Source organism: Flavobacterium aquariorum (genome assembly GCF_003254745.1).
In the GTDB taxonomy this organism is placed as follows: domain Bacteria; phylum Bacteroidota; class Bacteroidia; order Flavobacteriales; family Flavobacteriaceae; genus Flavobacterium; species Flavobacterium aquariorum.
On record NZ_QKXH01000006.1, the window covers coordinates 278,414 to 301,472 of the forward strand.

Here is a 23,059-nt window from a genome sequence, read left to right on the forward strand (position 1 = left end):
AGAACTTAAATAATATTAAAAATAGTATAAAATTGATTAAAAATAAATGGAGTCAATCGTATTTGTAATTGTTGGCACCAAAATTTAATCCGCATTCTAGATTTGAATAATGCATAAGATATTTTTTATAACACATAGAAGCATAGATTTTGTAAGCTCAAAAAAAAGGCGTTTCACTTAATTATAGGCATGCATAGTCAGCTATGTGAAGAAATATATTTCTTTTTATATTCTTTCAATTTACATATAAAATCTATGTTTCTATGTGTTAAATTAAGCTTTTATTAATTGTACTCAAGAGGTTTTAAATAGTATTTTTGCACGAATAAAAATCGAACTATGTTATTTCTTATTCTAAGCGTTATTTGCAGTGTGACAGTGGGAGTGATTTTCAAAATTGCTCGCAAATATAACGTATCTGCCACGCAAATTGTGGCTTATAATTATGTATTCGCCTTAGCGTTGTGTTATTTGTTCTTTAGCCCTGATTTAACGGTTTTGGACGCTTCTTCGCCTTGGGGAATCCTTATTCCATTAGGTGTTTTGTTGCCTGTTGTGTTTCTTTTTCTAGCGACTTCCATAAAACATATGGGTATTGTAAAAACTGATGTTGCCCAACGATTATCGCTAATTATCTCCATTTTGGGAGCTTGGTTGTTTTTTGGGGAGCAATTCAGTGGACTTAAATTGACGGCTCTTTTGTTCGGATTTCCGGCAATCATACTTATTTTGGATAAACCCAACGACAACAAGGAGAATAAATGGATTTACCCAACCCTTGTATTGCTAGGTTTTGGAGTGATAGATATTTTTTTTAAGCAAATTGCGTTGACTTCAACACTGCCTTTTACGACTTCGTTATTTGTTCTTTTCTCTATAGCACTTGTAATAATGATACTTTTCAATGTCTATGAAATACTTTTCAGAAAGAATAAAATGGATTCCAAGAGCATCCTTTTTGGAGGTTTGGTAGGGATTTTCAATTTTGGGAACATCCTATTTTATCTAAAGGCACATCAGGCATTTGCCCAAAATCCCTCTACCGTTTTTGCCGGGATGAATATGGGAGTTATTATGATTGGCAGTCTTGTTGGGATTTTTATTTTCAAGGAAAAAGTTACCAAGCTGAATGTAACAGGTCTTTTCCTAGCCTTACTTGCAGTGGTTTTTATTGTGATTTCCCAGTTGAATTAATCAAAGTTTTAGGAGCGAAAGAATTGGCTTTATTAGGATGGATGGATTCCTGCTGTCCGCTATATTCCTCGCAAAAAAAAGCTCGGGATGCCACTTCCATCAGGGCTAAAGAGCTGGTATTTTGGATTTTTTTGAACAAGCCCCAAAAAGAAAAATAACAAAAAAATAAGTTGGAGAGGTCACGGATTGCGCTATCTGGATTTTGTTATAAATCACGTTTCGCTTTCGCTTTAATTATGTTACTATTTATTTTGTCAAAATATGACAAACGAACGAAACAATGACTTACGCTTTCGTGTTCAATTGACAATTGAATTTCTCCTTTATCTGTTTTCCAAATTGAATAGTATTTACAATTGTCAAATTTAACTTTATACATTTTATCATTATCGTCACGTGGTTGTGAATAAGAAGGCACATCAAATTTTTCAATATCATCAGAAGGTTTTCCATATTTTTCGATTAGCATTTCTTTCAAATCGAAGTAATTTCCTGAGAGAGTTGACCAAGTTTCTTTGTCGGGAAATAAAACTCCTATTTTGTATACCAAATCTTTCTGTTTTAATATAGAAACACCAACAATACAGTCTTTATAACCGGCAAAATCACCATTTAACAATGCTGTGCCATTTTCAGTTTTTATATGGCTAAAACCCTCTTCTTTCATTTTGGAAACATATTCGTCAAGTGTTCCATCAATAGGGACACCTTTAAATACTAGGTGATCTGATCCTTGAGAATAAGTAAAACTAATGCTGGTCAAAAAAAACACAAACGATAAAATAATTTTTGTCTTCATATTCCAAAGTTTTAAAAGTTTCTGCTTTTAAGTGTGGTGCTGTATGCTGACACACAACTTGTAAATACTCGCTATAAATTAACGCCAATAAACCCAAAAATGGATTTATTGGTTAGGATTTGCCTCTTTTTATTCTTTCTCTCAAAGATAAAAAATAATACTCACAATCCTGCAAAGGCTGAATTTTGGTTATTTCAACTGTTTTTATGCTCCGCTCAGTGAAATTGGGCATCCGAAGAGAAAAAAATGCCCTGATACGAGCTTCGGAATGCCTGATACGGTCTTCGGACAGCCTGATACGAGCTTCGGACTCCCTGTTATATGCTTCGGACTGCCTGATTCGATCTTCGGACTGCATCAAATGGTCTTCGGACAGCGTCAAACGAGCTTCGGACTGCTTCTTGCGAGCTTCGGACAACCATTTTTAGTTTTTTTTCCTTTTTTGAATGATGGCAAAAAAGCAAAATATCTCCTTTTAGCCCCGATAGTAGTGGAAATCCTTGTATGCCGGTGTTCGGCATATAAGATTGTAACGGATGGCGGGACCAATGCCGACAAAAAAGCGAAATGTTTCTGCTCCAGGTTTATAATAGAACTCGATTGCAAAAACGATTGAATTGAAATTGTAATTTTTTTCATTCCGCATTTTTATTATATATTTGACGAATGTTATCAACCTTAATTTGCGTCAGATTGCAAAGGATAACAGCCTAATAAAATAAATATTAAGTGAATATGAAATCGCTATTAATGAGTAGTTTGCATAGCAAACACCAATAAATAACAAGCGATAACATATATGACATCTAATAAATAATTTTTACATATATGAAATTACTAGAAGGAAAAGTAGCCATTATTACTGGCGCAAGTCGTGGAATTGGAAAAGGGATAGCCGAAGTTTTTGCAAAAAACGGAGCAAATGTTGCCTTTACTTATAGCTCATCAGTAGAATCTGCACAAGCTTTAGAGAATGAATTGAATGCTTTGGGAATTAAAGCCAAAGGATACAAATCCAATGCGGCCGATTTTAATGAATCACAAACTTTTGTTGATGCTGTTTTGGCTGATTTTGGAACAGTCGATATTTTGATAAACAACGCTGGAATCACTAAGGATAATTTATTAATGAGAATGTCTGAAGCTGATTTTGATCAAGTTATCAATGTTAACTTGAAATCGGTTTTCAATATGACCAAAGCGATCCAAAAAACATTTTTGAAGCAACGTTCGGGTTCTATTATTAATATTAGTTCTGTTGTTGGTGTTTCTGGAAATGCTGGTCAAACTAATTATGCTGCTTCGAAAGCAGGTGCTATTGGGTTTACCAAATCTGTAGCTTTGGAGTTGGGTTCGCGTAACATTCGTTGTAACGCGATTGCTCCAGGTTTTATTGAAACTGAAATGACTGCAAAATTAAGCGAGGATGTCGTAAAAGGCTGGAGAGAAGGTATTCCTTTGAAACGCGGAGGTTCTACAGAAGACGTTGCCAATGCTTGCTTGTTCTTGGCCTCTGATATGAGTGCTTATATTACAGGACAAGTTTTGAATGTTTGCGGAGGAATGTTGACTTAAAAGTTGGCAGTAATCAGTATTTAGTTTGCAGTAACTGAATGCTAATTAGAAATCATTGAACACTAAAAAAAATATGACAGCAAGCACGATTCTATTACTTCTACTTTCATTATTAATAGCTGGTGGCTTGTCGTTTTTTCAATATTTATACAAAGTCAAAAACAAATCGAATGTGTATTTGTTTTTGACTTTTTTGCGTTTTCTAAGTATTTTTTCGATTTTGTTGCTTTTGATAAATCCAATTATCACAACCAATAAACTGGAAATTATTAAAACGCCATTACCTATTGTTGTTGATAATTCAAGCTCAATTTCTTTTTTGAATGCTAAAGAGAAAGCAACAGAATTGGCCCAAAAATTAACTTCAAATAGTGCTATTCAAGAAAAATTTGAAGTACAATCGTATCTTTTTGATACTGATTTTCGACAATCGGATAGTTTGACTTTTAAAGGAAATCAAACCAATTTGGATTTGGTGGCCAAAAACTTGAAGAGTATCTATAAAAATGCATTTTATCCAACCGTAATTATAACAGATGGAAATCAAACTTCTGGTAATGATTACGTTTATAGTTTTGACGAAAACAATAAAGTTTATCCTTTGGTTTTGGGCGATACCACCAAAGTTTTGGATTTAAAAATCAATCAGCTGAATGTTAATAGATATGCATTCTTGAAGAATAAATTTCCTGTTGAAGTGTTTTTGCAGTATTCGGGAGATAAAAATGTGACAGCTAATTTTAGTATTGCACAAGGAAATGAAGTGTTGCATAAAGAAAGTATTTCATTCTCGCCATCAAAGAAAACAGTTGTCGTAAATGTGCTTTTGCCTGCTAATAAAGTGGGATTACAGGTTTGCAGAGCCAAAATTGAATCGAAAGAAAGCGAAAAAAACAGCTTCAATAACATCAAGAATTTTGCAGTTGAAGTGATTGACCAAAAAACGACTGTTACTATCGTTTCGGCTATAGATCATCCGGATATTGGGGCTTTAAAAAGATCGATTGAATCCAATTTGCAACATAAAGTAGTATTGTTGAAGCCGAACGAAGTGAAGTCGCTGGAGGATTACAACGTTCTTATTTTGTATCAGCCAACGACGGCTTTCAAATCGGTTTTTGATGCGAATAAGAAAGCCAACTTGAATACATTTATCATTACGGGAACCGCCACCGATTTTACATTTTTGAACCAACAGCAAAACAATTTTGTTTTTAAAATGAGCGGTCAGGAGGAAGATTATTTGGCTGATTTTGATTCTCAGTTTAATCTTTTTGCAGTGGATAATTTAGGTTTTGAGAATTTACCGCCTTTGCAGAATAATTACGGTTCTATTGCCACTAATGGGGAAGTCTATGTATTGCTTTCCGCCAAAATCAGAAATATTGACACCAAAGCGCCTTTGTTGTCATTTACGGAAAATCAAGGGAAAAGAGCGGCGTATTTGTTTGGGGAAAACAGTTGGAAATGGCGTTTGCAAAGCCATACCGATAATCAGTCTTTTGAAAAATATGATGTTTTCATCAATAAGATAATACAGTATTTGGCTTCCAATAATGCCAAAAAATCATTGGTTGTCAATCATGAAAGTTTTTACAACTCGGGTGAAGGTATTGAAATCACAGCTCAATATTTCAACAAGAATTATGATTTTGATGAAAAAGCGCGTTTGACAATTGCTGTAACCAACGTTAAAACAAAACAAACCAAAAACTTCGACCTTTTAAAAGGAAACAATACTTATAAAGTAAATCTTGACGGACTTGTAGCAGGAAGTTATAATTTCTCTGTAAAGGAACTGAATTCCAAAACATCCTATTCTGGTCATTTTGAGATTCTTGATTTTGATATCGAAAAGCAGTTCGTAAACCCTGATGTTCAAAAATTGAAACAATTGGCGGTTCAAACCAAAGGAAAGGATTTTTATCCGAATCAAATTGATGTACTGATAAAAACGCTGCTGGATACTGAGGAATACAAAGCCGTTCAGAAAGACGTTGTAACCAAATCTCCTTTGATTGATTGGAAATGGTTATTGATTTTGATTGCTGTTTTTCTTTCTACCGAATGGTTTGTTCGGAAGTATAATGGTATGTTGTAATTATTAATTTTGACAAAAATACGATTATGGATTTTAGACTAAAAGTATTTTACACCGTGGCTACGCGATTGAGCTTTACTAAAGCCGCTGCCGAATTATTCATCACACAACCCGCTATTTCCAAGCATATCCAGGAATTGGAAGAAGAATACAAAATCAAACTTTTTGAAAGAAACGGCCCGAAAATAGCACTCACCAACGCGGGGGAAGTGTTGCTGAAACATACCAAAAGCCTCTTTGAAATTTACAGGGAAATCGACTTTGATATGAGTACATTTATCAATGAACGCAAAGGCCTGTTGCGATTAGGTGCGAGTACTACGATTTCACAATATATTATTCCGCCGCTATTGGCTCGTTTTCATCAAAAATTGGAAGCTGTCAAGATAAATTTACTTAACGGAAATACGGAGCAGATTGAAAATGCTTTACTGAGCAAAGAAATTGAAATTGGAATTGTGGAAGGACAATCGAAAAATCAATCCATAAAATACACGCAATTCATGAGAGATGAGTTGGTTTTGGTTTGCAATTCCAATAATTCATTGGTTAAAAGAAAAGAAATCGATCCAGTCGATCTTAAATCGTTGCGATTTCTTGTGCGGGAACAAGGTTCTGGAACACTTGAAGTTATTGAATATGCTTTAAAACCTTTCCATATCAAAATTGATCAATTACAGATTGAAATGCAATTGGGTAGCACCGAAAGTATAAAATCGTATTTAATGAATTCTAATTGTGTTGCTTTTATGTCGATACATGCTATTGAAAAAGAGTTGAAATATAAGGAATTGCAAATTATAGATGTTGATAATTTGACGATTGAGCGTTATTTTTACATTATTACCCTACAAGGAAAATCAGATTCTCTTTCTGAATTATTCATAAAAAACATTTCAAGTTATTATAACCTAAAGTTATAGTAGATTATTATTTGCGATTGGCAACGCTGTATATTTATCGTGACCTTTGTAGTGTTATAAAAGGCAATACAAATGAAAACGGCTATAGTTAATATCCAACAATTATTGAGAATGAATGCTGCAGTACAGCAAGTCATTTTCGTTTTAATACTTCTTCTTTGTTTATTTCCCATTATTTCTCCACCTGTTGCTTTAGTATTAGGTTTGGTTATAGCCAATGTATCTGGGCATCCTTTTTTACATTTAAATCATAAAGCGACCAATGTATTACTGCAAGTTTCGGTAGTGGGGTTGGGGTTTGGTATGAATGTTCATAGCGCAGTTGCTGCCGGAAAGGAAGGTTTTGTTTTTACAATCGGTTCCATTATAGCAACAATAACTTTGGGTACTTTATTTGGGAAATGGTTTAAAGTTCAAAAGAAAACTTCTCATCTCATTTCTTGTGGAACTGCAATTTGTGGAGGAAGTGCCATTGCCGCCATAGCTCCCGTAATTCAATCTGATGAAAAGCAGACTTCGGTGGCGTTGGGAGTTATATTCATTCTTAATTCAATTGCTTTGTTTGCATTTCCATTGGTGGGGCACTGGTTGAATATGTCTCAAAACGATTTTGGTATGTGGTGTGCGATTGCAATTCACGATACTAGTTCAGTGGTTGGTGCTGCCAATAAGTATGGCGCAGAAGCCTTGCAAGTAGCCACAACGGTGAAATTAGCCAGAGCTTTGTGGATTATTCCTGTGGCTTTGATTACAGCAGTGGTTTTTAAAAATAAAAAGAGCAAAGTGAAGATTCCATATTTTATTGGATTGTTTATTTTGGCTATGGTTTGCAATACCTATTTTTCTCCTGTTGCGAGTGTAGCACCTCATTTGGTTTCAATTGCAAAAATTGGACTTACTGTTACTATGTTTTTGATAGGAGCAGGGCTTAATAGTACAGTTTTGAAATCTGTTGGGATGTTTCCTTTGTTGCAAGGTGTATTGCTTTGGGTAAGTATTGCTGTTGGAACTTTATTAGCTATTTTATATTTCTAAAAAGGTTTTTTCTTGCGTTTAATGGCAATTAAATGCAATCGAATATAATCATAATAAAGAGCAATCAATAGAAAAATAGCCGCAATCAATAAGGTTTGAATCGCTAAATATCCATATATAAATCCACCAATAAAACATCCTAGAAAGAAGAAAGAAATAATGGACAATCTTAAATAAATACTGGTCCTTAACGTTTTCCTCTCCTCTGGTTTTTTATAAAAAAACAATTGAGACAATTCAATTCCTAAATCGGTAAAGAGTCCCGTTAGATGCGTTGTTCTGACGGTTGATTGCGAAATTTTTGTAACCAATGCATTTTGGATTCCCATAGCAAAAAGAAGACCGAAGGCAATCCATTTTCCATTCAATAAATAAAAATTTGAATGTGTGCCCAAAAGTCCTAAACTAACCAAAATAAGAAATTCAATTGTTATTGAGGGTAAATGGGAAAGTTCTTGTTTCTTTTTGGAAATCAATTCGGCTAAAAAATTGGATGTGAATGCCCCAGCCAAAAAGAATAGCGTATAGATTAAAAACACAATGGCAGCTTGGTAATCATGTTTTGTCACTTCTTCGGCAAAATAGGCAAAATGTCCAGTAACATTGGTAGTCAATGTTTTTACGGATAAAACTCCGGTTATATTCACGATACCAGCTACAAATGATAATAATGTAGCGAGACGTAAATTATGTTTAGAAGTTCTGCTTTTGCCTTGATGTCTAAACATTTTAATTTATTTTCTTTGGATTAACATAAATTTAAACCTGATTTGTTTAAATTATCTTTAAAAAAAATACTTTTGTATTTCAATTAAATAAATATAATGAAAAATTTTAAATTAAAACGGTCAGTCCTTACTTTTTCAGCAATTGGTATTGCTTTTATTACTTTATCTTGGGGTATTTTTGGTCATGAGCATATTAATAATGCAGCAGTTATGGCCTTGCCAAAGCCAATGCAGACTTTTTTTTATAACCATCTTGATTTTATAACACAGGAATCAACTGTTCCGGATTTGCGTAAATATACTTTACGTGATAAAGCCGAAAATCCACGTCATTTTATGGATTTAGAGAATTTTGGCGATGTAGAATCTATTCCGTTGCCTTTTGAAGAAGCAAAGAAAAAGTATGATGAGAAATTTTTAGCCGATAATGGTATTCTTCCGTGGTATATTCAAGAAGTAATGACCAAATTGACAAAAGCAATGAAAGACAAAAGAAAAACTGAAATTTTGTTTTTGGCTGCTGATTTGGCCCATTACATAGGTGATGCAAATATGCCATTGCATACTTCTGCCAATCATGACGGACAGCTTACCAATCAAAAAGGAATTCATTCTATGTTTGAATCTCGTATTCCAGAAATGTTTGGTAAAAACTATAATTACTACACGGGAGAAGCCAAGTATATTGAGAATGTTGAAAAAGCAACTTGGGACATGCTAAAAGACTCCCACAATCAAGTAGAGCCTCTTTTGTTAATTGACAGAAAACTTCGCGCAACTTTTACTCCAGAGACCTTGTATAACAAGGATGAGAAAGGGAATATTGCCAAAAACAAGTTTGGAGATTTAATCTATTCTAAAGAATATGTAACTCAATTCCACACTGCTTTGAATGGAATGGTGGAAAGCCAAATGAGAAAGGCAATTATTGCAACGACTAATTTTTGGTACACAGCATGGGTAAATGCAGGAAAACCAGATTTGGATGGTTTAGATTCTAAAGAAATGACAAACCGCAAGAAAAAGAATTTGAAAAATGATTTGAAACTTTGGAAAACCGGAAAGCTTTTTGGTTTGGAAAGTGAGAATGATTTTTAATTAGACTGTATTCTGAAATAAATAGAAAAGCCTGTAAATGTTTAATTTTACAGGCTTTTTTATTTATTTAATGATTGAAATTTAATCAACAATCACTTGATATTTCTTTTTCTTCAATATGTCTGAAGCCGTTTGATAGTAAGATATGGTTTCGTTTATAAGATCGGTTCTTTTATTGTTTAAAGGAACTTGATCGTAATAGATTTGAAAATCCGCTGCCGTTTTTTGATCCGGTTTTAAAGTCAATTGAAACTGTTTAACGGTTTGTTTTGGAGAAAGTATAGTCAAAACATTGTCTTTTATTAATCCCAAATCCTGATAAGTAGCAATCAATGCTCTTGGTCTATAATCGGATTTCATAACATCCTGCCCGTAAAATTTACTTTGGTAATCAAAATGCAATAATCCAAAAAGTGTTGGCATAACGTCGATTTGCGACATTACATTTGTATATTTTTGAGGCTCAATAAAACCTGGGCTATAAATCATGGCCGGGATTCTGTATTTGTCAACAGGAAGTTCTGTTTTTCCAGCACTTGAAGCACAGTGATCGGCAAGAATTACAAACACAGTATTTTTGAACCAGGGTTGTTTGCTTGCCATTGCAAAGAATTTTCTCAAAGCGTAATCCGTATATTTTACTCCGCCATCACGAGATTTTATATCACCAGGAATATCGATTTTGTCGTTAGGATATGTAAAAGGACGGTGATTGCTGACAGTCATCCAATGGTTAAAAAATGGTTTACCCGTTTTAGCCTCTTCATTCATTACTTTTATGGCTTTATTAGCCATATCTTCGTCGCAAACTCCCCATACATTGGCAAAAGTAATTTCTTCGGGTGTAAATGATTTTTTGTCGACAATGTCATAGCCATTTCCAGAAAAGAAGTCTTCCATATTGTCAAAAAAAGCATCTCCTCCATAGAGAAATTTCACATTGTATCCTTTTTGTTTAAAAAGGGCACCAGTAGAGAATTTGTTTTTATTGTCTTCCCTTTTTACTACGCTTTCTCCGGCTGTAGGAGGAAAGCATAAGGTTACGGCTTCAAGACCACGAACGGTTCTGTTCCCGACTGCATATAAATTGGTAAACAACATACTTTTTTGGGCAATACTGTCTAAGAATGGAGTAATATTTTGCTTGTTTCCATATACTTTCATGAAATCGGCGCTGTAGCTTTCAATGGTGATTAAGACAACATTTTTAGGATTTTCAGCCGTGTTGCTTTGGATTTGTCTTATGGTCGATATGCCTGATATAGAAGGGATTTGTTTGTCCAGCAAAGCAAAAGCATCATTTTCGGGCATTGTTTTATAAAATTTAAAATAATCCAATTCACTGTTCATAAAGGCCAAGTAGAAACGGTACATCCCATTGGACTGAAGTTCATTGGCAAATACATTTTGGGAATTTTCTTTTTTGGCTAAATAAGGAACCGCTAACAAAGAAATACTGAATGAGGTTAGATATATTGCAGATAATTTTAATTTATCATTAAGAGTTGGAATATCATCAATATAATTTCTGGTTCTTTTGACAATAAAATAAGTTACTGTTCCAGCTATTATAAATAAGGCTGAAAATAAAGGAATTACAGGATAAGATTCCATAATGTTTCCGATAACTTCATTGGTGTAAACCAAATAATTTACGGCTATGAAATTATATTTAACCCCAAATTCATTCCAGAAAAAATACTCACTAATCCCGTTTTGAAGAATAAGGACAACATATAAAAACATTACAAAAGTGAATAACCAAAATCTGATTTTGCTTCTGTATTTTGGTAAAAAAAGTAATAAACCAAAAAGTAAAGTTTTGATACCCACGAAAATCATCCCGATTTTTGGCAATGCTCCACCATATTCATGTAGAATAGATTTTCCTGTCGCAATATAAAGTAACAATGCCACTAAGAATCCAAATATAATGTAGCCGTAAGGCTTGTAGTATTTAGAATTGGATATAAAAATAAGATACAACCATAAAAAACTAGTTGCTACCACAAACACAAAAGCATCCGAAATCAATCCCATTGAAAAGATTTTGAAACTATCGATAAAAGAAAAAGAGGTTTGTGTAATGGGATGGAAGACCAAAACGATTCTTAAAACAAAGCTTACAAGGATATAGAAAAGAGCAAGGTTATAAAAAGGAGAAAACTTTTTTAAAAAATTCATAAAGTATTATTTTTTTGCAAAAGTACAGAAATGAATCTAAAATGATATTTATTTAACAATTCTTTGATTCTTAAATTTGACTTAGGATTCATGTGTTTCATGTATTTACGCCAAAAAGAGCCGGTGTAAAAATTAGTTTTGAACTGGCTCTTTTTAACTTATTTTTTACTTGTATTTAATGTTTAAACTAATAATATCAGAGGTCATATTTGTTGTTCTTGTGTAATGTCCATACCTAATTTCAACAGTATTCCAATGCTTAAGACCAAAGACACCATTAGGCGGTGTGAATTTCATTCCCATTCCAAAGAAACTGCTGTCAAACTTAGATAAATCATAGTTACTGGTGTAATATTCATCAGCTGCAGTATGTTCACCGTAGGGTTTGAAATATTTGGTTCCTGTCTGTGTATAATATCTGTAAAACGGACTCAATGAAAATGCCTGTGATAATTTTACAGGGATTTCAATATCGGCGGTATGCGCTTTTAAACTCCAGTCATCAGAATAATATCTATAATAAGCTCTAATAATAAAATTATCGCCTAAAAAATAACTAGCTCTGAATCCAAGAGGAATTTTTAATCTGGTATCAGGCATTTTTTCCTGATGTACAGATCCGTCGGCGAAATATACTCTGTGAAAAGGAAGGCTTAAATAACCATTTTGACTGATGATATCACCAACAATCATTACCTGAAGTCTTTGGTTTACAACTTGAGAATAACTTAAAGTTCCTGCAAAAGTATTTCGATTAGCACTGCCATAACCTTCACTTCCATAAGTACGAAGCTCAATAGGTTCAATTAGTTTTAACTGATCTATATAAGTTTGGATTTTAGCGGTAAATTCTCCGTTTTTATTTTTAGTTTTTTGAGAGAAACTTAAATTCCCTCCAAAAGACTGATAATCAAATTCAGATGATGATGAAACGCCCGCGGAAAATGTTCTTCCCTTTTCTTCATTTTCTCTGCTATAACTTAAAGATGGGTAAAAACGAATGTCTGAAGATGATGCAGAAGAATTAGCACTCAAATCAATCATATCCGAAGAAGCTGAAGTATAATGATCAATTCCAGCTTCAATGTCAAAGGTGTGTTTGATTCCGTTTTCTCCGTATTTGATCAATTTAACATCGATGGTATTTGCAATATCTGTCAGATGTTCAGAGCCAATACCTCCTGTTACGGCCGAATTGTCTCCATCTTGTCTGTAATAACTCGAAACTAAATTTACTTCATCAACCTTTAATTTTTTGTTTTGATAGCTGGTAGAATCTGCAACAACATTTTGCGCTCTTAATTGGTATTGAAACAACCCCAATAAAGCAAGTCCTGTAATAAATATTCTTTTCATTTTACTTGTTATGAATGTTAGTTACAGCCACAGCCACCACCGCTTTTTCCTGCATTTGCTCCGGAAGCGCCTTCGCGGTAGGATTGAAAACTAAGTTCTGTCTTCTCGATTTTTCTATTTGCCAGTACCATTTCAGAATCATTAATTCTTCCTTTTTGATATTCTTTCACAGGAGTACAAGAGGCAAACAGCATGCTCATAAAGGCAATACTGTATAACGCTAAGAACATTTTTTGTTTAGGCTTTTTCATTTCAAGTTAATGTTTTTTGAAGTGTAAATTTTATTGTTGTCGTCAATAATAATGCAATATAAATCGGGTATTTGGTCAATTAAATATAGGCCTGCCTTGATTCCCATTACGGCAATTGGAGTTGCCATTGCATCTGCAAATTCGGCATTTGAAGTAATAATAGTAACGCTCTTAATTCCGGTTATTGGCAATCCTGTTTTTGGGTCGATGGTATGCGAATATTTTTTACCATTGATGGTTACAAATTTTTCATAGTTCCCAGAAGTAGCAACAGCCTTATTGGATATTTCCATAAAAGAAAATGCAGCTGCAGGGGATTCTGGATCAGCTACACCGATGGTCCATTTTTTGCCATTTGGCTGAAATCCCCATGCCGAAAGATCCCCGCTGGCATTAATGATTCCGCTTTTTACGTTATGTTTTATTAGTAATTGTTTTGCCATTTCAGCAGCATAGCCTTTTCCGATGCCTCCAAAGCCAATTCGCATTCCTTCTTTTTTTAGAAAAATGGTTGTGTTTTCTTTGTCCAGAATTATATTTCTATAATCAATAAGGTGTACCATTTTTAAAGCTGTTCCAGCATCAGGCAGTTTAGTCATTGCTTTGTCAAAATTCCAAAGGCTTTTATCAATACTGCCGTACGAAATATCAAATGCTCCTTGCGTAATTTTTGAAATAGCAATACATCTTTCGATGAGATTGAAAACTTCCTGATCTACCTTGACAGGCTGTATCCCTGCGTTATCATTAATCAGATTGGTTTGACTGTCATTTTTATAAGTCGTTAAAAGAGTTTCAATTCTTCTGATTTCGGCAATTGCAAGATTAATATTTGCATTAGCAGTCTTCTCATTTTGGGCAACAACAGTTATAGTAAAGTTGTTTCCCATCAGTTTTAGTGACTGGGAATATTTTTGTTCTATGTTATTTTTTGCTATCACAAATTGCTTTTATTTCTGCTGTCCATTGTTCCGGTGTACTCTCTGGTTTTCCGTGCCAAATTTTCAAAACTTTGCCATCGGAGTCAAGTAGTAAAGTGAGCGGAAAACTTCCTTCTTTATTGTATATTTCGGCAAGTCCTTCGTTACGTTTAACTTGACCAGGTGTGCCGATGTTTGACTTTTTTCGCGGAAAATCAGCATTAACCATTACTAAATTTTCTTTTGCCATATCTGTGAATGCCTGACTTTCGAGATAATTTTTTCGGAGTACAATACAAGGACCGCACCAGTCAGAACCTGAGAAGTTCAATAAGATTAATTCATTTTTTTCCTTTGCAATTTTTTTTGCATTATTAAAGTCAGGCTCCCATTGTATTGGAAGAACTGCTAGTAACCATATCATTATAATTAGTTTCATCTCCATTCTGTTTTAGATACATACGAAATAACGAATTGTTATACTTGTAATTGTTTTTAATTACTTAAGATTCGATTAATTTTAGATTACTATAAAGTTTCTTAGAAATGAGCCTGTACTTAAATCTATGCAGTAATGATTTTATTCTTAAATTTGACTTAAGACCTTCTTTTGTATCTAATGTAGCGGGGTATTTTGAGTTAGATTTGTTAAATAATAATCTTGACTTTAGAAAAAATAATTTCATAATAAATAGAAAAGTGTTTTGAAAGAATATAAAACGACATTAACAGGTACAACTCTTAAGTTTTTTCTTAACATGATTAACAAAATGTAAAAATGAAATATCTAATCTATTTTATATTTTTGATTTCAACTGCTTTTGGATATTCCCAAAATTGGAATACCAATTTCGAGGAAGCAAAAGCAAAAGCCGAAAAAGAAAATAAAAATATTTTATTAGTCTTTTCAGGCTCTGATTGGTGTGGACCTTGTATAAAACTAGAAAAAGTAGTTTGGAAATCTCCAGAATTTCAAGTCGAAGCTGACAAAAATTGGGTTATTTATCGAGCGGATTTTCCAAATAAAAGAAAAAATCAGCTTGCTCCTGACATGGTCGAGACTAATAACAAATTAGCGGAGAAATACAATAAAAATGGAATTTTCCCCCTTGTTATGCTTTTAGATCCAAAAGGAAAAGTAATTGGAATGACAGGTTTTAAAAACGTTTCTGCACAAGATTATATTAAACTTATTCATTCATTTAAATGAAAATTTTAATTGTAGAAGATGAAATAGGAATTGCCAATTTTCTAAAGCAAGGTTTGGAAGAAGAAGGCTATGAAGTAGTAATAGCACACGATGGAAAATCTGGGCTCGAGATAGCTATGAACCAAAAAGTTGATATTATTTTGCTGGATTGGATTTTACCTCAAATGTTAGGAATTGATGTATGTAAAGAAATTCGAAAGGAAGATTTGAAAACACCTATTTTGTTTTTAACAGCAAAAGATACCATTCAAGAAACAATTGAAGGTTTGAAGGCTGGAGCCAATGATTATATCAAAAAACCGTTTAGTTTTGATGAATTGGTAGAACGTATCAAAATTCATTTTAGAAATGAAAACCAAAATGATGTACTTTCGCTTGGAAGAATTAAAATAATGCTCTCAAAACATCAAGTTATAATAAATGATAAAGAGGTTTCACTTACGCAAAGGGAGTACGAATTACTTCTTTATTTGATAAAAAACAAAGGAAAAGTGTGCACTCGAAACCAAATAATTAATGATGTTTGGGATATTCATTTTGAATATGACACGGGTGTAATTGATGTTTTTATGAATGCCATTCGAAAAAAACTCAATTTGAATAAAGAAGAAGATCTTATAAAAACCATTAGGGGTGTTGGTTATATTGCAAACGACATAAATTAGATTAATGCTTTCATTATCCTATAAAAACAGAATTGCTTTCAATTACATTCTCAGTACCGCACTATTGATATCGGTAGTGTTTTGTACTATATATGGAATCACATCTTACAGTATCAACAAGCATATAAATGATGATATTGTAGAAGAATCAAGTGAATACATGGAAGAGGTTAAAATCGATAAGAATAATGCCTATCTGATTCAAGTAGATCAATGGAGGGAAAGTGATAATAATAGAGTAAATGTTAATCCCGTTTTTGTTCAGTTTTTAGATAACAACAATAAATTAATTGATAAATCTCCCAATCTTAAAGGTTTCCAATTAGAATTATACAAATCCAGTAGAGACAATCAATTTGTTGATACCTTTTTGAATAAAAAACCAATTAGACAAATTCAAATTCCACTTTTTAATAAAGATAAAAAAGTAGGTTACCTTTTTGTGGCGATGTCCTTAGACGAAGCAACATTGATATTGACCAATCTTAGAAATACACTTTTTATTGCTTTTCCATTAATTTTATTATTCTTGTTTTTTATTGCCAGACTCATTGCTGGGCGCAGCATAAAACCAGTAACGCTAATTACCGAAACCTCCAGTAGAATAACAAAAGACAATCTGAAAGACAGAATAATTCTGCCTCAAAATAAGGATGAGTTATTTGTTCTTTCAAAAACAATTAATGATTTATTGGATCGAATTGAAAATGCGGTTGAAAGGGAGAAACAATTTACCTCTGATGCTTCGCACGAATTGAGAACTCCTTTGACGGTATTAAAAGGAACATTGGAAGTTTTGATACGCAAACCACGAAATCAGGATGAATATGAAGAGAAAATTAATTTCAGTATTTCGGAGGTAAATCGTTTGAATAATTTGGTCGATCAATTGCTTTTATTGGCTCGATTCGAAAATCAAAAACAAAGTTTACGAATAGAAAAGATTTATTTGAATGCTATAATTCTTGACGTTCTTTCTTTGTATTCAAATAAAATAAATGACAAAAAGCTTCAGATTTCCTATGATTTTGCTAAAGATTATTTCATTAAATCCGATAACTATTTGGTCAGTATAATTATAAGTAATGTAATTTCAAATGCCATAAAATATTCCAATCAAAATGGCAAAATTTCAATAATTATTACCAGAAGCGATTCTAAAACGAGTTGTATTATTGCTGATAATGGAATTGGAATCCCAGAAACCGATTTGGATAAAATTCTAAATCCTTTTTACAGATCCAATCCAACCCTTCACCCTGAAATTAAAGGTTCTGGCTTAGGACTTTCTATTGTTGAACGGATAACCCAAATGTTAAATATTGAATTCAAAATTGAAAGTGAATTAAATAAAGGAACTACAGTAATTTTGATTTTTAACTGAAGTTATTAAGTATTTTTTGGATGCTATTAGTTCATTCTTAAGGTTTATCAGTTCAAGCAAAATATTTTATTTAAATCGCTTCTAATTAAGGTGTTGCTAAGATTGTTTTAATTTGTTCTTAAGTTTTTCCTTATTTTTAAGGTGTAATTTTATACTCAATAAATAAGGTTAAAATGTTAGAAAAAATTATCGCTTTCAGTTTAAAAAATAAAGCAGTTGTTTTACTTTTTACGGCTTCGGTATTGGGATTTGGATTGTTTTCGGTTTTCCAAATTTCTATTGGAGCTGTACCTGATGTAACTAATAATCAGGTACAGGTGATTACAACTTCACGAAACCTTTCCACGCAAGATATTGAACAGTTTATTACATATCCTGTCGAAATTGAAATGGCCAACTTACCGGGTGTTGAAGAGATTCGTTCGATATCAAAATTTGGATTATCGGTTGTGACTATTGTCTTCAACGATAATGTTGGTACTTATCTGCCAAGACAATTGATTGCAGAAAAGTTGAAATCTGCCTCCGAAAAAATTCCACAAGGTTTTGGAGTTCCAGAGATGGGGCCAATTACAACAGGATTGGGTGAAATTTATCAATATACATTGGAGGTAAAACCAGAATACAAAAAACAATATTCGGTTACCGATTTACGTACACTTCAGGATTGGGTTGTAAAAAGACAACTATCTGGAATAAAAGGAGTTGTTGAGATTAACACTTGGGGAGGTTTTTTAAAACAGTATGAAATTGCCATTGTTCCATCACGTTTGAAAGCCATGAACATTACCATGAAAGATGTTTTTACTGCTTTGGAAAAAAACAATAGTATTGCTGGGGGAGCATATATCGAAAAAGTAAATCAGAGTTATTTTATCCGTGCTGAAGGAAAGGTTAATTCAATAGAAGACATTGAAAATATTGTGGTAAGTAATACTAACGATATTCCTATTTATATCAAAAATGTTGCTCAGGTTCGCTTTAGTCATGCCAATCGTTTTGGAGCTATTACTGGTAATGGAGAAGGCGAGAAAGTTCTCGGTCAGGTAATGATGCTAAAAGATGCCAATTCAAAACAAGTCATTAATGCCGTCAAAGAAAGAGTAGCCCAGATTCAAAAAACATTGCCAAAAGGAGTTTATATCAATGGTTTCTTGGAACGTAGCGAATTGGTAGGTAAAACCACTTTTACAGTTGCCGAAAATTTAATTTTGGGTTGTCTTATCGTAATTTTTGTTGTGGTTCTTTTATTGGGTAATTGGCGTTCGGGTTTGGTGGTTGCATCGGTAATTCCTTTGTGCTTGCTGTTTGCTATTTCATTTATGAATGTTTTTGGTATTGATGCCAACTTGATGAGTTTGGGTGCGATAGATTTTGGAATTATCATTGATGGAGCTGTAATAATAGTGGAATTTATTGCTTTTCAAATAGCCAGTAAATCGGCAAATTTAGCTACTTTGAAGAAGGAGGACAGACAATTGGAAATTGATCAAATTACTTATAAAAGCGCTTCCAAAATGATGAATTCTGCTGTTTTTGGACAGCTTATTATTTTGATTGTATTCATCCCTATTCTTTCGTTGACAGGAATTGAAGGGAAAATGTTTAAACCGATGGCTATGACTTTCAGTTTTGCATTATTGGGAGCTATGATTTTTTGCTTTACCTATGTTCCAGTGGTATCTTCTTTGTTTTTAAAACCCACAAAGGAAAATCCAAATTCAATATCTTCCAGGCTGATTCAAAAATTAAATTCTTGGTATGTTCCAGTAATTACTTGGGCCTTGCAGAATACCAAAAAAGTGCTTTATGGTTCAGTTGCCCTTTTGGTTTTTGCCATAGCATTGTTTTCTAGGATGGGAGGTGAGTTTATCCCGACGCTTGATGAGGGAGATTTTGTGATTCAGCCAGTATTAAAAACTGGTACATCTTTGACTAAAACGATCGCCACAACTACAAAAATCGAAAAAGTTATTTTGAAAAATTTTCCCGAAGTACTTCAGGTTGTGAGTAGAATTGGGGCCGCGGAAGTTCCAACAGACCCGATGTCTATGGAGGAAAGTGATGTTATTGTGAAATTGAAACCTAAAGAAGAATGGGTTTCAGCTTCGAGTAAAGATGAATTGGCCGATAAGATAAAAGCGGCTATTACGGCCCAGATTCCCAATATGGAAGTTGAGTTTACACAACCAATCGAAATGAGATTCAACGAATTGGTATCCGGTACACGTTCGGATGTAGCTATTAAAGTTTTTGGTGAAGACCTGAATATTTTAGCAGAAAAAGCCCATGAAATAGAGAGAGCAATCAAAAACGTAAAAGGAGCTTCGGACGTTATTATCGAAAAAACAGCTGGATTACCACAAATGTACGTGCAGTATGATCGATCGAAAATTGCAAGATATGGACTCAATATTTCAGATCTGAATGATATGATTGCATTGAGTTTTGCAGGGAAAACTGTTGGAAATGTTTTTGAAGGAGAAAAACGTTTTGACATGGTGGTTCGTTTGGATGAGGCTAATCGCCATGATATTGAGGATTTGAGAAATCTGTATGTTTCGGTGCCTAATGGACAACAAATTCCATTGAGTGAATTGGCCAAAATTGAATATACGGTAGGTCCTGCCAAAATTTCAAGAGATAATACTAACAGAAGGATTGTTGTAGGCGTAAATGTAAGAAATCGGGATTTACAAAGCGTAGTGAACGACATTCAAAAAATTGTGGATACCAAGATAAAATTACCTGCAGGATATTATGTGAAGTATGGGGGACAATTTGAAAACTTGAATAGTGCCAAAGCCCGTTTGACTATTGCCGTTCCTATTGCTTTGGTGCTGATATTTATACTGTTGCATTTTGCTTTTGGCTCGATTAAAGAGGCTATGATGGTTTATTCGGCGATACCGCTTTCGGCTGTTGGGGGAATATTGTTTTTGTGGATTCGCGATTTGCCATTCAGTATTTCGGCAGGGGTTGGGTTTATTGCCCTTTTCGGAATCGCAGTGCTGAACGGGATAGTACTTATCGAACATTTTAAAGAACTCAAACATAAAGGAATGACAGATTTAGATGAATTGATTTTAAAAGGAACAACAGACAGATTGCGTCCTGTTTTGTTAACAGCTGCAGCTGCAGCTTTAGGTTTCTTACCGATGGCTATTTCGTCTTCTGCAGGAGCTGAAGTTCAGAAACCATTGGCAACGGTTGTTATTGGTGGGCTTTTCACGGCAACAATATTAACGATGATTGTTTTGCCAATTTTGTATAAGGTTATGGATGAAAAAGAAAGTAAAAAACCAAAATTCAAATTGCACAATAAATCGACTCTAATTATATTGATGTTGTTGAGTACTTCCTTGGCATTTTCTCAAAACACTAACCCAGAATTGGACGGTTTAGTATCAAAAGCCTTGGTAAACAACAAAGGGATAAAAGCGGCGCAACTTCAAGTTCAGCGAATGGATGAGAATATAAAAGCGGCTTATTCTTTTGATAAAACCAATGTATATTATAGTTATGACCAGAATAATTTAGCATTGAATAATGTACCGTTAAAAGTATTTGGAGTACAGCAAAAGTTTGAATTCCCAACTGTTTATGGAGCTCAAAAAAAGGTTTACAATTCAGAATACGAAAAAGAAAAAGCTAATTATGATATTCAAAAAATGAAACTTTCCTTGGAAGTTTCAAAAGTCTATGAGCATATTGTTTTTCTACAAAATCAAGAAAAACTGTATGTGTATTTGGATAGTTTGTACCAAAATTTTTCTAATGCAAGTGGAAGAAAGTTTGAATTGGGAGAAACCAATTATTTAGAGAAAATTACGGCTGAATCAAAATTCAGACACATCAGATCAAAACTTTCTCAAATTGAAAGCGACAAAAGAGCGCAGTATGAAATTTTATATTCGTTGATTCAGACGGATGAAAAAGTTATGATAAAAAATAATCAAATTAAACCGCTTGAAAAATCAACAAACGAGACTGTCAAATCATTTTACAATGCTTATTTGAATAATGTAACCAGTGTTTATGAGAATCAGGTGAAATTAAGAAAGCAAAATTGGTTGCCGGATATTAATGTTGATTATTTTCAGGGTAAAAATAGTGGTTTGACTCAGTCTTTATATGGATTTCAAGTTGGTCTGGCTATTCCTGTTTTATTCTCGGGAACTGTATCTAAGACAAAGGTGGCGGAGCTTGAATTGCAAAGTTGGCAACAAAAGAAACAAAACGAAGAACTAAAAATTGATACTTATATAGCGCAAAAAAATGAAGAACTAGCGAAATACCAAGAAGCCATTAATTACTATAACCAATACGGGGAAAAGTTGTCACAGGAGATACTCAAAGTAGCCAACAAGAGTTATAAGCAAGGTGAAATTGACTTTTTTCAATACATTCAAAGCTTAGAAAATGCAACAACCATTCAGATTGAACATCTTGATACCGTTTTGCAATTCAATATTACCCAATTGGATTTACAATATCTTAATTTTTAAATTTTACATACATGAAACGAATCATATACCCCCTTTTAATTACTTCATTATTGTTTTCTTGTAAGGATGCAAAAAAAGTTCAAGATACACCTAAGGATGATGGATTAATTACGGTAACTAAACAACAATTTGAATCTTCGGGGATGCAAATCGCTTCACCAACTCAGCAGGATTTCAATGTAGTTGTCAAATGTTCCGGAAAAATAGATGTTCCTCCACAAAATAGAGCCCAGATAACCACTTTTATTGGAGGATATGTTAAGTCAACTCATCTTTTGGTAGGTGATAAAGTAACCAAGGGAGAAGCTTTGTTGACTTTACAGAATACAGAATTTTTGGATATTCAAAAAGAATATCTGGAGGTGGCAGAACAAATAAATTATCTGAAATCGGAATACGAGCGTCAAAAAACATTGTATGACGAGAAAATTTCTTCACAAAAAAACTATTTGAAAGCAGAGAGTGATTATCGTAAAACAAAAGCAATGTATCAAAGTTTGCGCGAAAAATTATTAATGCTCAACATTAATCCTGCTCAAGTCGAAAAAGGAAAATTAACTTCTGTGATTACTATTTATTCACCAATTTCAGGAGATATTGTCATTATGAATGCTAATGTGGGTATGCCAATTGCACCTTCTGATGTAATATTGGAAATAGTAGATACCCAACATTTACATTTGGAATTGGCTGTTTTTGAAAAAGATATTTTAAAAATAAAAGAAGGTCAAAAAATTGAGTTTACAGTTCCTGAGGCAACAAAAGAAGTGTTTAACGCGGAAGTCCATTTGGTGGGAAAATCAATTGAAGGTAATGATAGAACTATAAATGTTCATGGACATTTGGAAGATAACATAAAGCAGAAATTATTGACAGGTATGTTTGTGGAGGCAGGAATATCGGTAGACACAAAAAAAGGTTTGGCAATCCCTACTGAAGCCTTAATAACAGAAAGTAATAAAAATTTCGTACTTTTATTAGATAGCTCCAAAAAAGAGTATTCATTTAAAAAAGTCAAAGTTTTAATTGGTGAAAAAACCGAAAAATATGTTGAGATACTCCCAGATAATGAAATTAATGCTTCTTCAAAAATTTTGATCAAAGGTGTATTTGATATTGCAAACTAAA

Annotated in this window: 19 protein-coding genes; 11 read left to right on the forward strand and 8 right to left on the reverse strand. The window is 33.4% G+C overall.

Features of this window, described 5'->3' with window-relative positions:
- Positions 1-339 precede the first annotated feature (339 nt).
- Positions 340-1,194 (forward strand): EamA family transporter, encoded by an 855-nt coding sequence (locus DOS84_RS11390; protein WP_111410240.1) that lies wholly within the window; start codon positions 340-342, stop codon positions 1,192-1,194.
- Between the two features lie 205 nt (positions 1,195-1,399).
- On the opposite strand, the gene DOS84_RS11395 is transcribed toward DOS84_RS11390, so the two are convergent.
- Positions 1,400-1,993 (reverse strand): hypothetical protein, encoded by a 594-nt coding sequence (locus DOS84_RS11395; RefSeq protein WP_111410241.1) that lies wholly within the window; start codon positions 1,991-1,993, stop codon positions 1,400-1,402.
- A 112-nt stretch (positions 1,994-2,105) separates the two neighbouring features.
- Positions 2,106-2,411: a hypothetical protein gene (locus DOS84_RS19000; protein ID WP_124020638.1), complete on the reverse strand. Its 306-nt coding sequence runs from the start codon at positions 2,409-2,411 to the stop codon at positions 2,106-2,108.
- A 410-nt stretch (positions 2,412-2,821) separates the two neighbouring features.
- Between DOS84_RS19000 and fabG the strand changes: the two genes are divergently transcribed.
- The 4 genes from fabG (at position 2,822) to DOS84_RS11420 (ending at position 7,627) form a co-directional block, all read left to right on the forward strand.
- Complete coding sequence (gene fabG / locus DOS84_RS11405) at positions 2,822-3,568, forward strand: 3-oxoacyl-[acyl-carrier-protein] reductase (protein WP_111410243.1); 747 nt, start codon at positions 2,822-2,824, stop codon at positions 3,566-3,568.
- 73 nt (positions 3,569-3,641) lie between these two features.
- The gene (locus tag DOS84_RS11410) at positions 3,642-5,669 is read left to right on the forward strand and encodes a hypothetical protein (RefSeq protein ID WP_111410287.1); all 2,028 of its coding nucleotides are present in this window, start codon (positions 3,642-3,644) and stop codon (positions 5,667-5,669) included.
- A gap of 26 nt (positions 5,670-5,695) precedes the next feature.
- Positions 5,696-6,592, forward strand: coding sequence for a LysR family transcriptional regulator (locus tag DOS84_RS11415; RefSeq protein WP_111410244.1), 897 nt, complete (start codon positions 5,696-5,698; stop codon positions 6,590-6,592).
- 72 nt (positions 6,593-6,664) lie between these two features.
- Complete coding sequence (locus DOS84_RS11420) at positions 6,665-7,627, forward strand: YeiH family protein (RefSeq protein ID WP_111410245.1); 963 nt, start codon at positions 6,665-6,667, stop codon at positions 7,625-7,627.
- Here DOS84_RS11420 and DOS84_RS11425 read toward each other — a convergent pair.
- Positions 7,624-8,355, reverse strand: a complete 732-nt coding sequence (locus DOS84_RS11425) for a YoaK family protein (RefSeq protein ID WP_111410246.1) — start codon at positions 8,353-8,355, stop codon at positions 7,624-7,626. The genes DOS84_RS11420 and DOS84_RS11425 overlap by 4 nt on opposite strands.
- Before the next feature lie 96 nt (positions 8,356-8,451).
- On the opposite strand from DOS84_RS11425, the gene DOS84_RS11430 reads away from it, so the two are divergent.
- Positions 8,452-9,453: a zinc dependent phospholipase C family protein gene (locus tag DOS84_RS11430; RefSeq protein ID WP_111410247.1), complete on the forward strand. Its 1,002-nt coding sequence runs from the start codon at positions 8,452-8,454 to the stop codon at positions 9,451-9,453.
- 81 nt (positions 9,454-9,534) lie between these two features.
- On the opposite strand, the gene DOS84_RS11435 is transcribed toward DOS84_RS11430, so the two are convergent.
- The 5 genes from DOS84_RS11435 to DOS84_RS11455 form a co-directional block, all read right to left on the reverse strand.
- On the reverse strand, positions 9,535-11,637 hold the full coding sequence (locus DOS84_RS11435; protein ID WP_111410248.1) for an LTA synthase family protein: 2,103 nt from the start codon (positions 11,635-11,637) through the stop codon (positions 9,535-9,537).
- 165 nt (positions 11,638-11,802) lie between these two features.
- A complete protein-coding gene (locus tag DOS84_RS11440; RefSeq protein ID WP_111410249.1) occupies positions 11,803-12,993 on the reverse strand; it encodes a DUF3570 domain-containing protein in 1,191 nt (396 codons plus the stop codon).
- 17 nt (positions 12,994-13,010) lie between these two features.
- A complete protein-coding gene (locus tag DOS84_RS11445; RefSeq protein WP_111410288.1) occupies positions 13,011-13,223 on the reverse strand; it encodes a DUF4266 domain-containing protein in 213 nt (70 codons plus the stop codon).
- A gap of 17 nt (positions 13,224-13,240) precedes the next feature.
- Positions 13,241-14,134 carry an FAD:protein FMN transferase gene (locus tag DOS84_RS11450; protein WP_111410250.1) on the reverse strand — a complete coding sequence of 298 codons (894 nt, stop codon included), beginning with the start codon at positions 14,132-14,134 and terminating at the stop codon, positions 13,241-13,243.
- Between the two features lie 34 nt (positions 14,135-14,168).
- Positions 14,169-14,603: a thioredoxin family protein gene (locus tag DOS84_RS11455; protein WP_111410289.1), complete on the reverse strand. Its 435-nt coding sequence runs from the start codon at positions 14,601-14,603 to the stop codon at positions 14,169-14,171.
- A gap of 339 nt (positions 14,604-14,942) precedes the next feature.
- Here DOS84_RS11455 and DOS84_RS11460 point away from each other — a divergent pair, with 339 nt between their 5' ends.
- The 5 genes from DOS84_RS11460 (at position 14,943) to DOS84_RS11480 (ending at position 23,058) form a co-directional block, all read left to right on the forward strand.
- On the forward strand, positions 14,943-15,374 hold the full coding sequence (locus DOS84_RS11460; RefSeq protein WP_111410251.1) for a thioredoxin family protein: 432 nt from the start codon (positions 14,943-14,945) through the stop codon (positions 15,372-15,374).
- Complete coding sequence (locus DOS84_RS11465; protein ID WP_111410252.1) at positions 15,371-16,039, forward strand: response regulator transcription factor; 669 nt, start codon at positions 15,371-15,373, stop codon at positions 16,037-16,039. The genes DOS84_RS11460 and DOS84_RS11465 overlap by 4 nt, the downstream gene beginning before the upstream one ends.
- A 4-nt stretch (positions 16,040-16,043) precedes the next feature.
- Positions 16,044-17,423: a sensor histidine kinase gene (locus tag DOS84_RS11470; protein ID WP_111410253.1), complete on the forward strand. Its 1,380-nt coding sequence runs from the start codon at positions 16,044-16,046 to the stop codon at positions 17,421-17,423.
- Positions 17,424-17,596: 173 nt separating this feature from the next.
- Positions 17,597-21,931 (forward strand): CusA/CzcA family heavy metal efflux RND transporter, encoded by a 4,335-nt coding sequence (locus tag DOS84_RS11475; protein WP_111410254.1) that lies wholly within the window; start codon positions 17,597-17,599, stop codon positions 21,929-21,931.
- An 11-nt stretch (positions 21,932-21,942) separates the two neighbouring features.
- Entirely contained in the window at positions 21,943-23,058 is a 1,116-nt protein-coding gene (locus DOS84_RS11480) for an efflux RND transporter periplasmic adaptor subunit (RefSeq protein ID WP_111410255.1), read from the forward strand.
- Position 23,059: the final 1 nt, after the last annotated feature.

Coding starts and splice junctions, on each gene's coding strand:
- DOS84_RS11445 (WP_111410288.1), bottom strand. CDS start 13,223: ATGTTCTTAGCGTTATACAGTATTGCCTTTATGAGCATGCTGTTTGCC.
- DOS84_RS11455 (WP_111410289.1), bottom strand. CDS start 14,603: ATGAAACTAATTATAATGATATGGTTACTAGCAGTTCTTCCAATACAA.
- DOS84_RS11395 (WP_111410241.1), bottom strand. CDS start 1,993: ATGAAGACAAAAATTATTTTATCGTTTGTGTTTTTTTTGACCAGCATT.
- DOS84_RS11465 (WP_111410252.1), top strand. CDS start 15,371: ATGAAAATTTTAATTGTAGAAGATGAAATAGGAATTGCCAATTTTCTA.
- DOS84_RS11460 (WP_111410251.1), top strand. CDS start 14,943: ATGAAATATCTAATCTATTTTATATTTTTGATTTCAACTGCTTTTGGA.
- fabG (WP_111410243.1), top strand. CDS start 2,822: ATGAAATTACTAGAAGGAAAAGTAGCCATTATTACTGGCGCAAGTCGT.
- DOS84_RS11470 (WP_111410253.1), top strand. CDS start 16,044: ATGCTTTCATTATCCTATAAAAACAGAATTGCTTTCAATTACATTCTC.
- DOS84_RS11410 (WP_111410287.1), top strand. CDS start 3,642: ATGACAGCAAGCACGATTCTATTACTTCTACTTTCATTATTAATAGCT.
- DOS84_RS11430 (WP_111410247.1), top strand. CDS start 8,452: ATGAAAAATTTTAAATTAAAACGGTCAGTCCTTACTTTTTCAGCAATT.
- DOS84_RS11420 (WP_111410245.1), top strand. CDS start 6,665: ATGAAAACGGCTATAGTTAATATCCAACAATTATTGAGAATGAATGCT.
- DOS84_RS11440 (WP_111410249.1), bottom strand. CDS start 12,993: ATGAAAAGAATATTTATTACAGGACTTGCTTTATTGGGGTTGTTTCAA.
- DOS84_RS11480 (WP_111410255.1), top strand. CDS start 21,943: ATGAAACGAATCATATACCCCCTTTTAATTACTTCATTATTGTTTTCT.
- DOS84_RS11435 (WP_111410248.1), bottom strand. CDS start 11,637: ATGAATTTTTTAAAAAAGTTTTCTCCTTTTTATAACCTTGCTCTTTTC.
- DOS84_RS11425 (WP_111410246.1), bottom strand. CDS start 8,355: ATGTTTAGACATCAAGGCAAAAGCAGAACTTCTAAACATAATTTACGT.
- DOS84_RS11450 (WP_111410250.1), bottom strand. CDS start 14,134: ATGGGAAACAACTTTACTATAACTGTTGTTGCCCAAAATGAGAAGACT.
- DOS84_RS11475 (WP_111410254.1), top strand. CDS start 17,597: ATGTTAGAAAAAATTATCGCTTTCAGTTTAAAAAATAAAGCAGTTGTT.
- DOS84_RS11415 (WP_111410244.1), top strand. CDS start 5,696: ATGGATTTTAGACTAAAAGTATTTTACACCGTGGCTACGCGATTGAGC.
- DOS84_RS11390 (WP_111410240.1), top strand. CDS start 340: ATGTTATTTCTTATTCTAAGCGTTATTTGCAGTGTGACAGTGGGAGTG.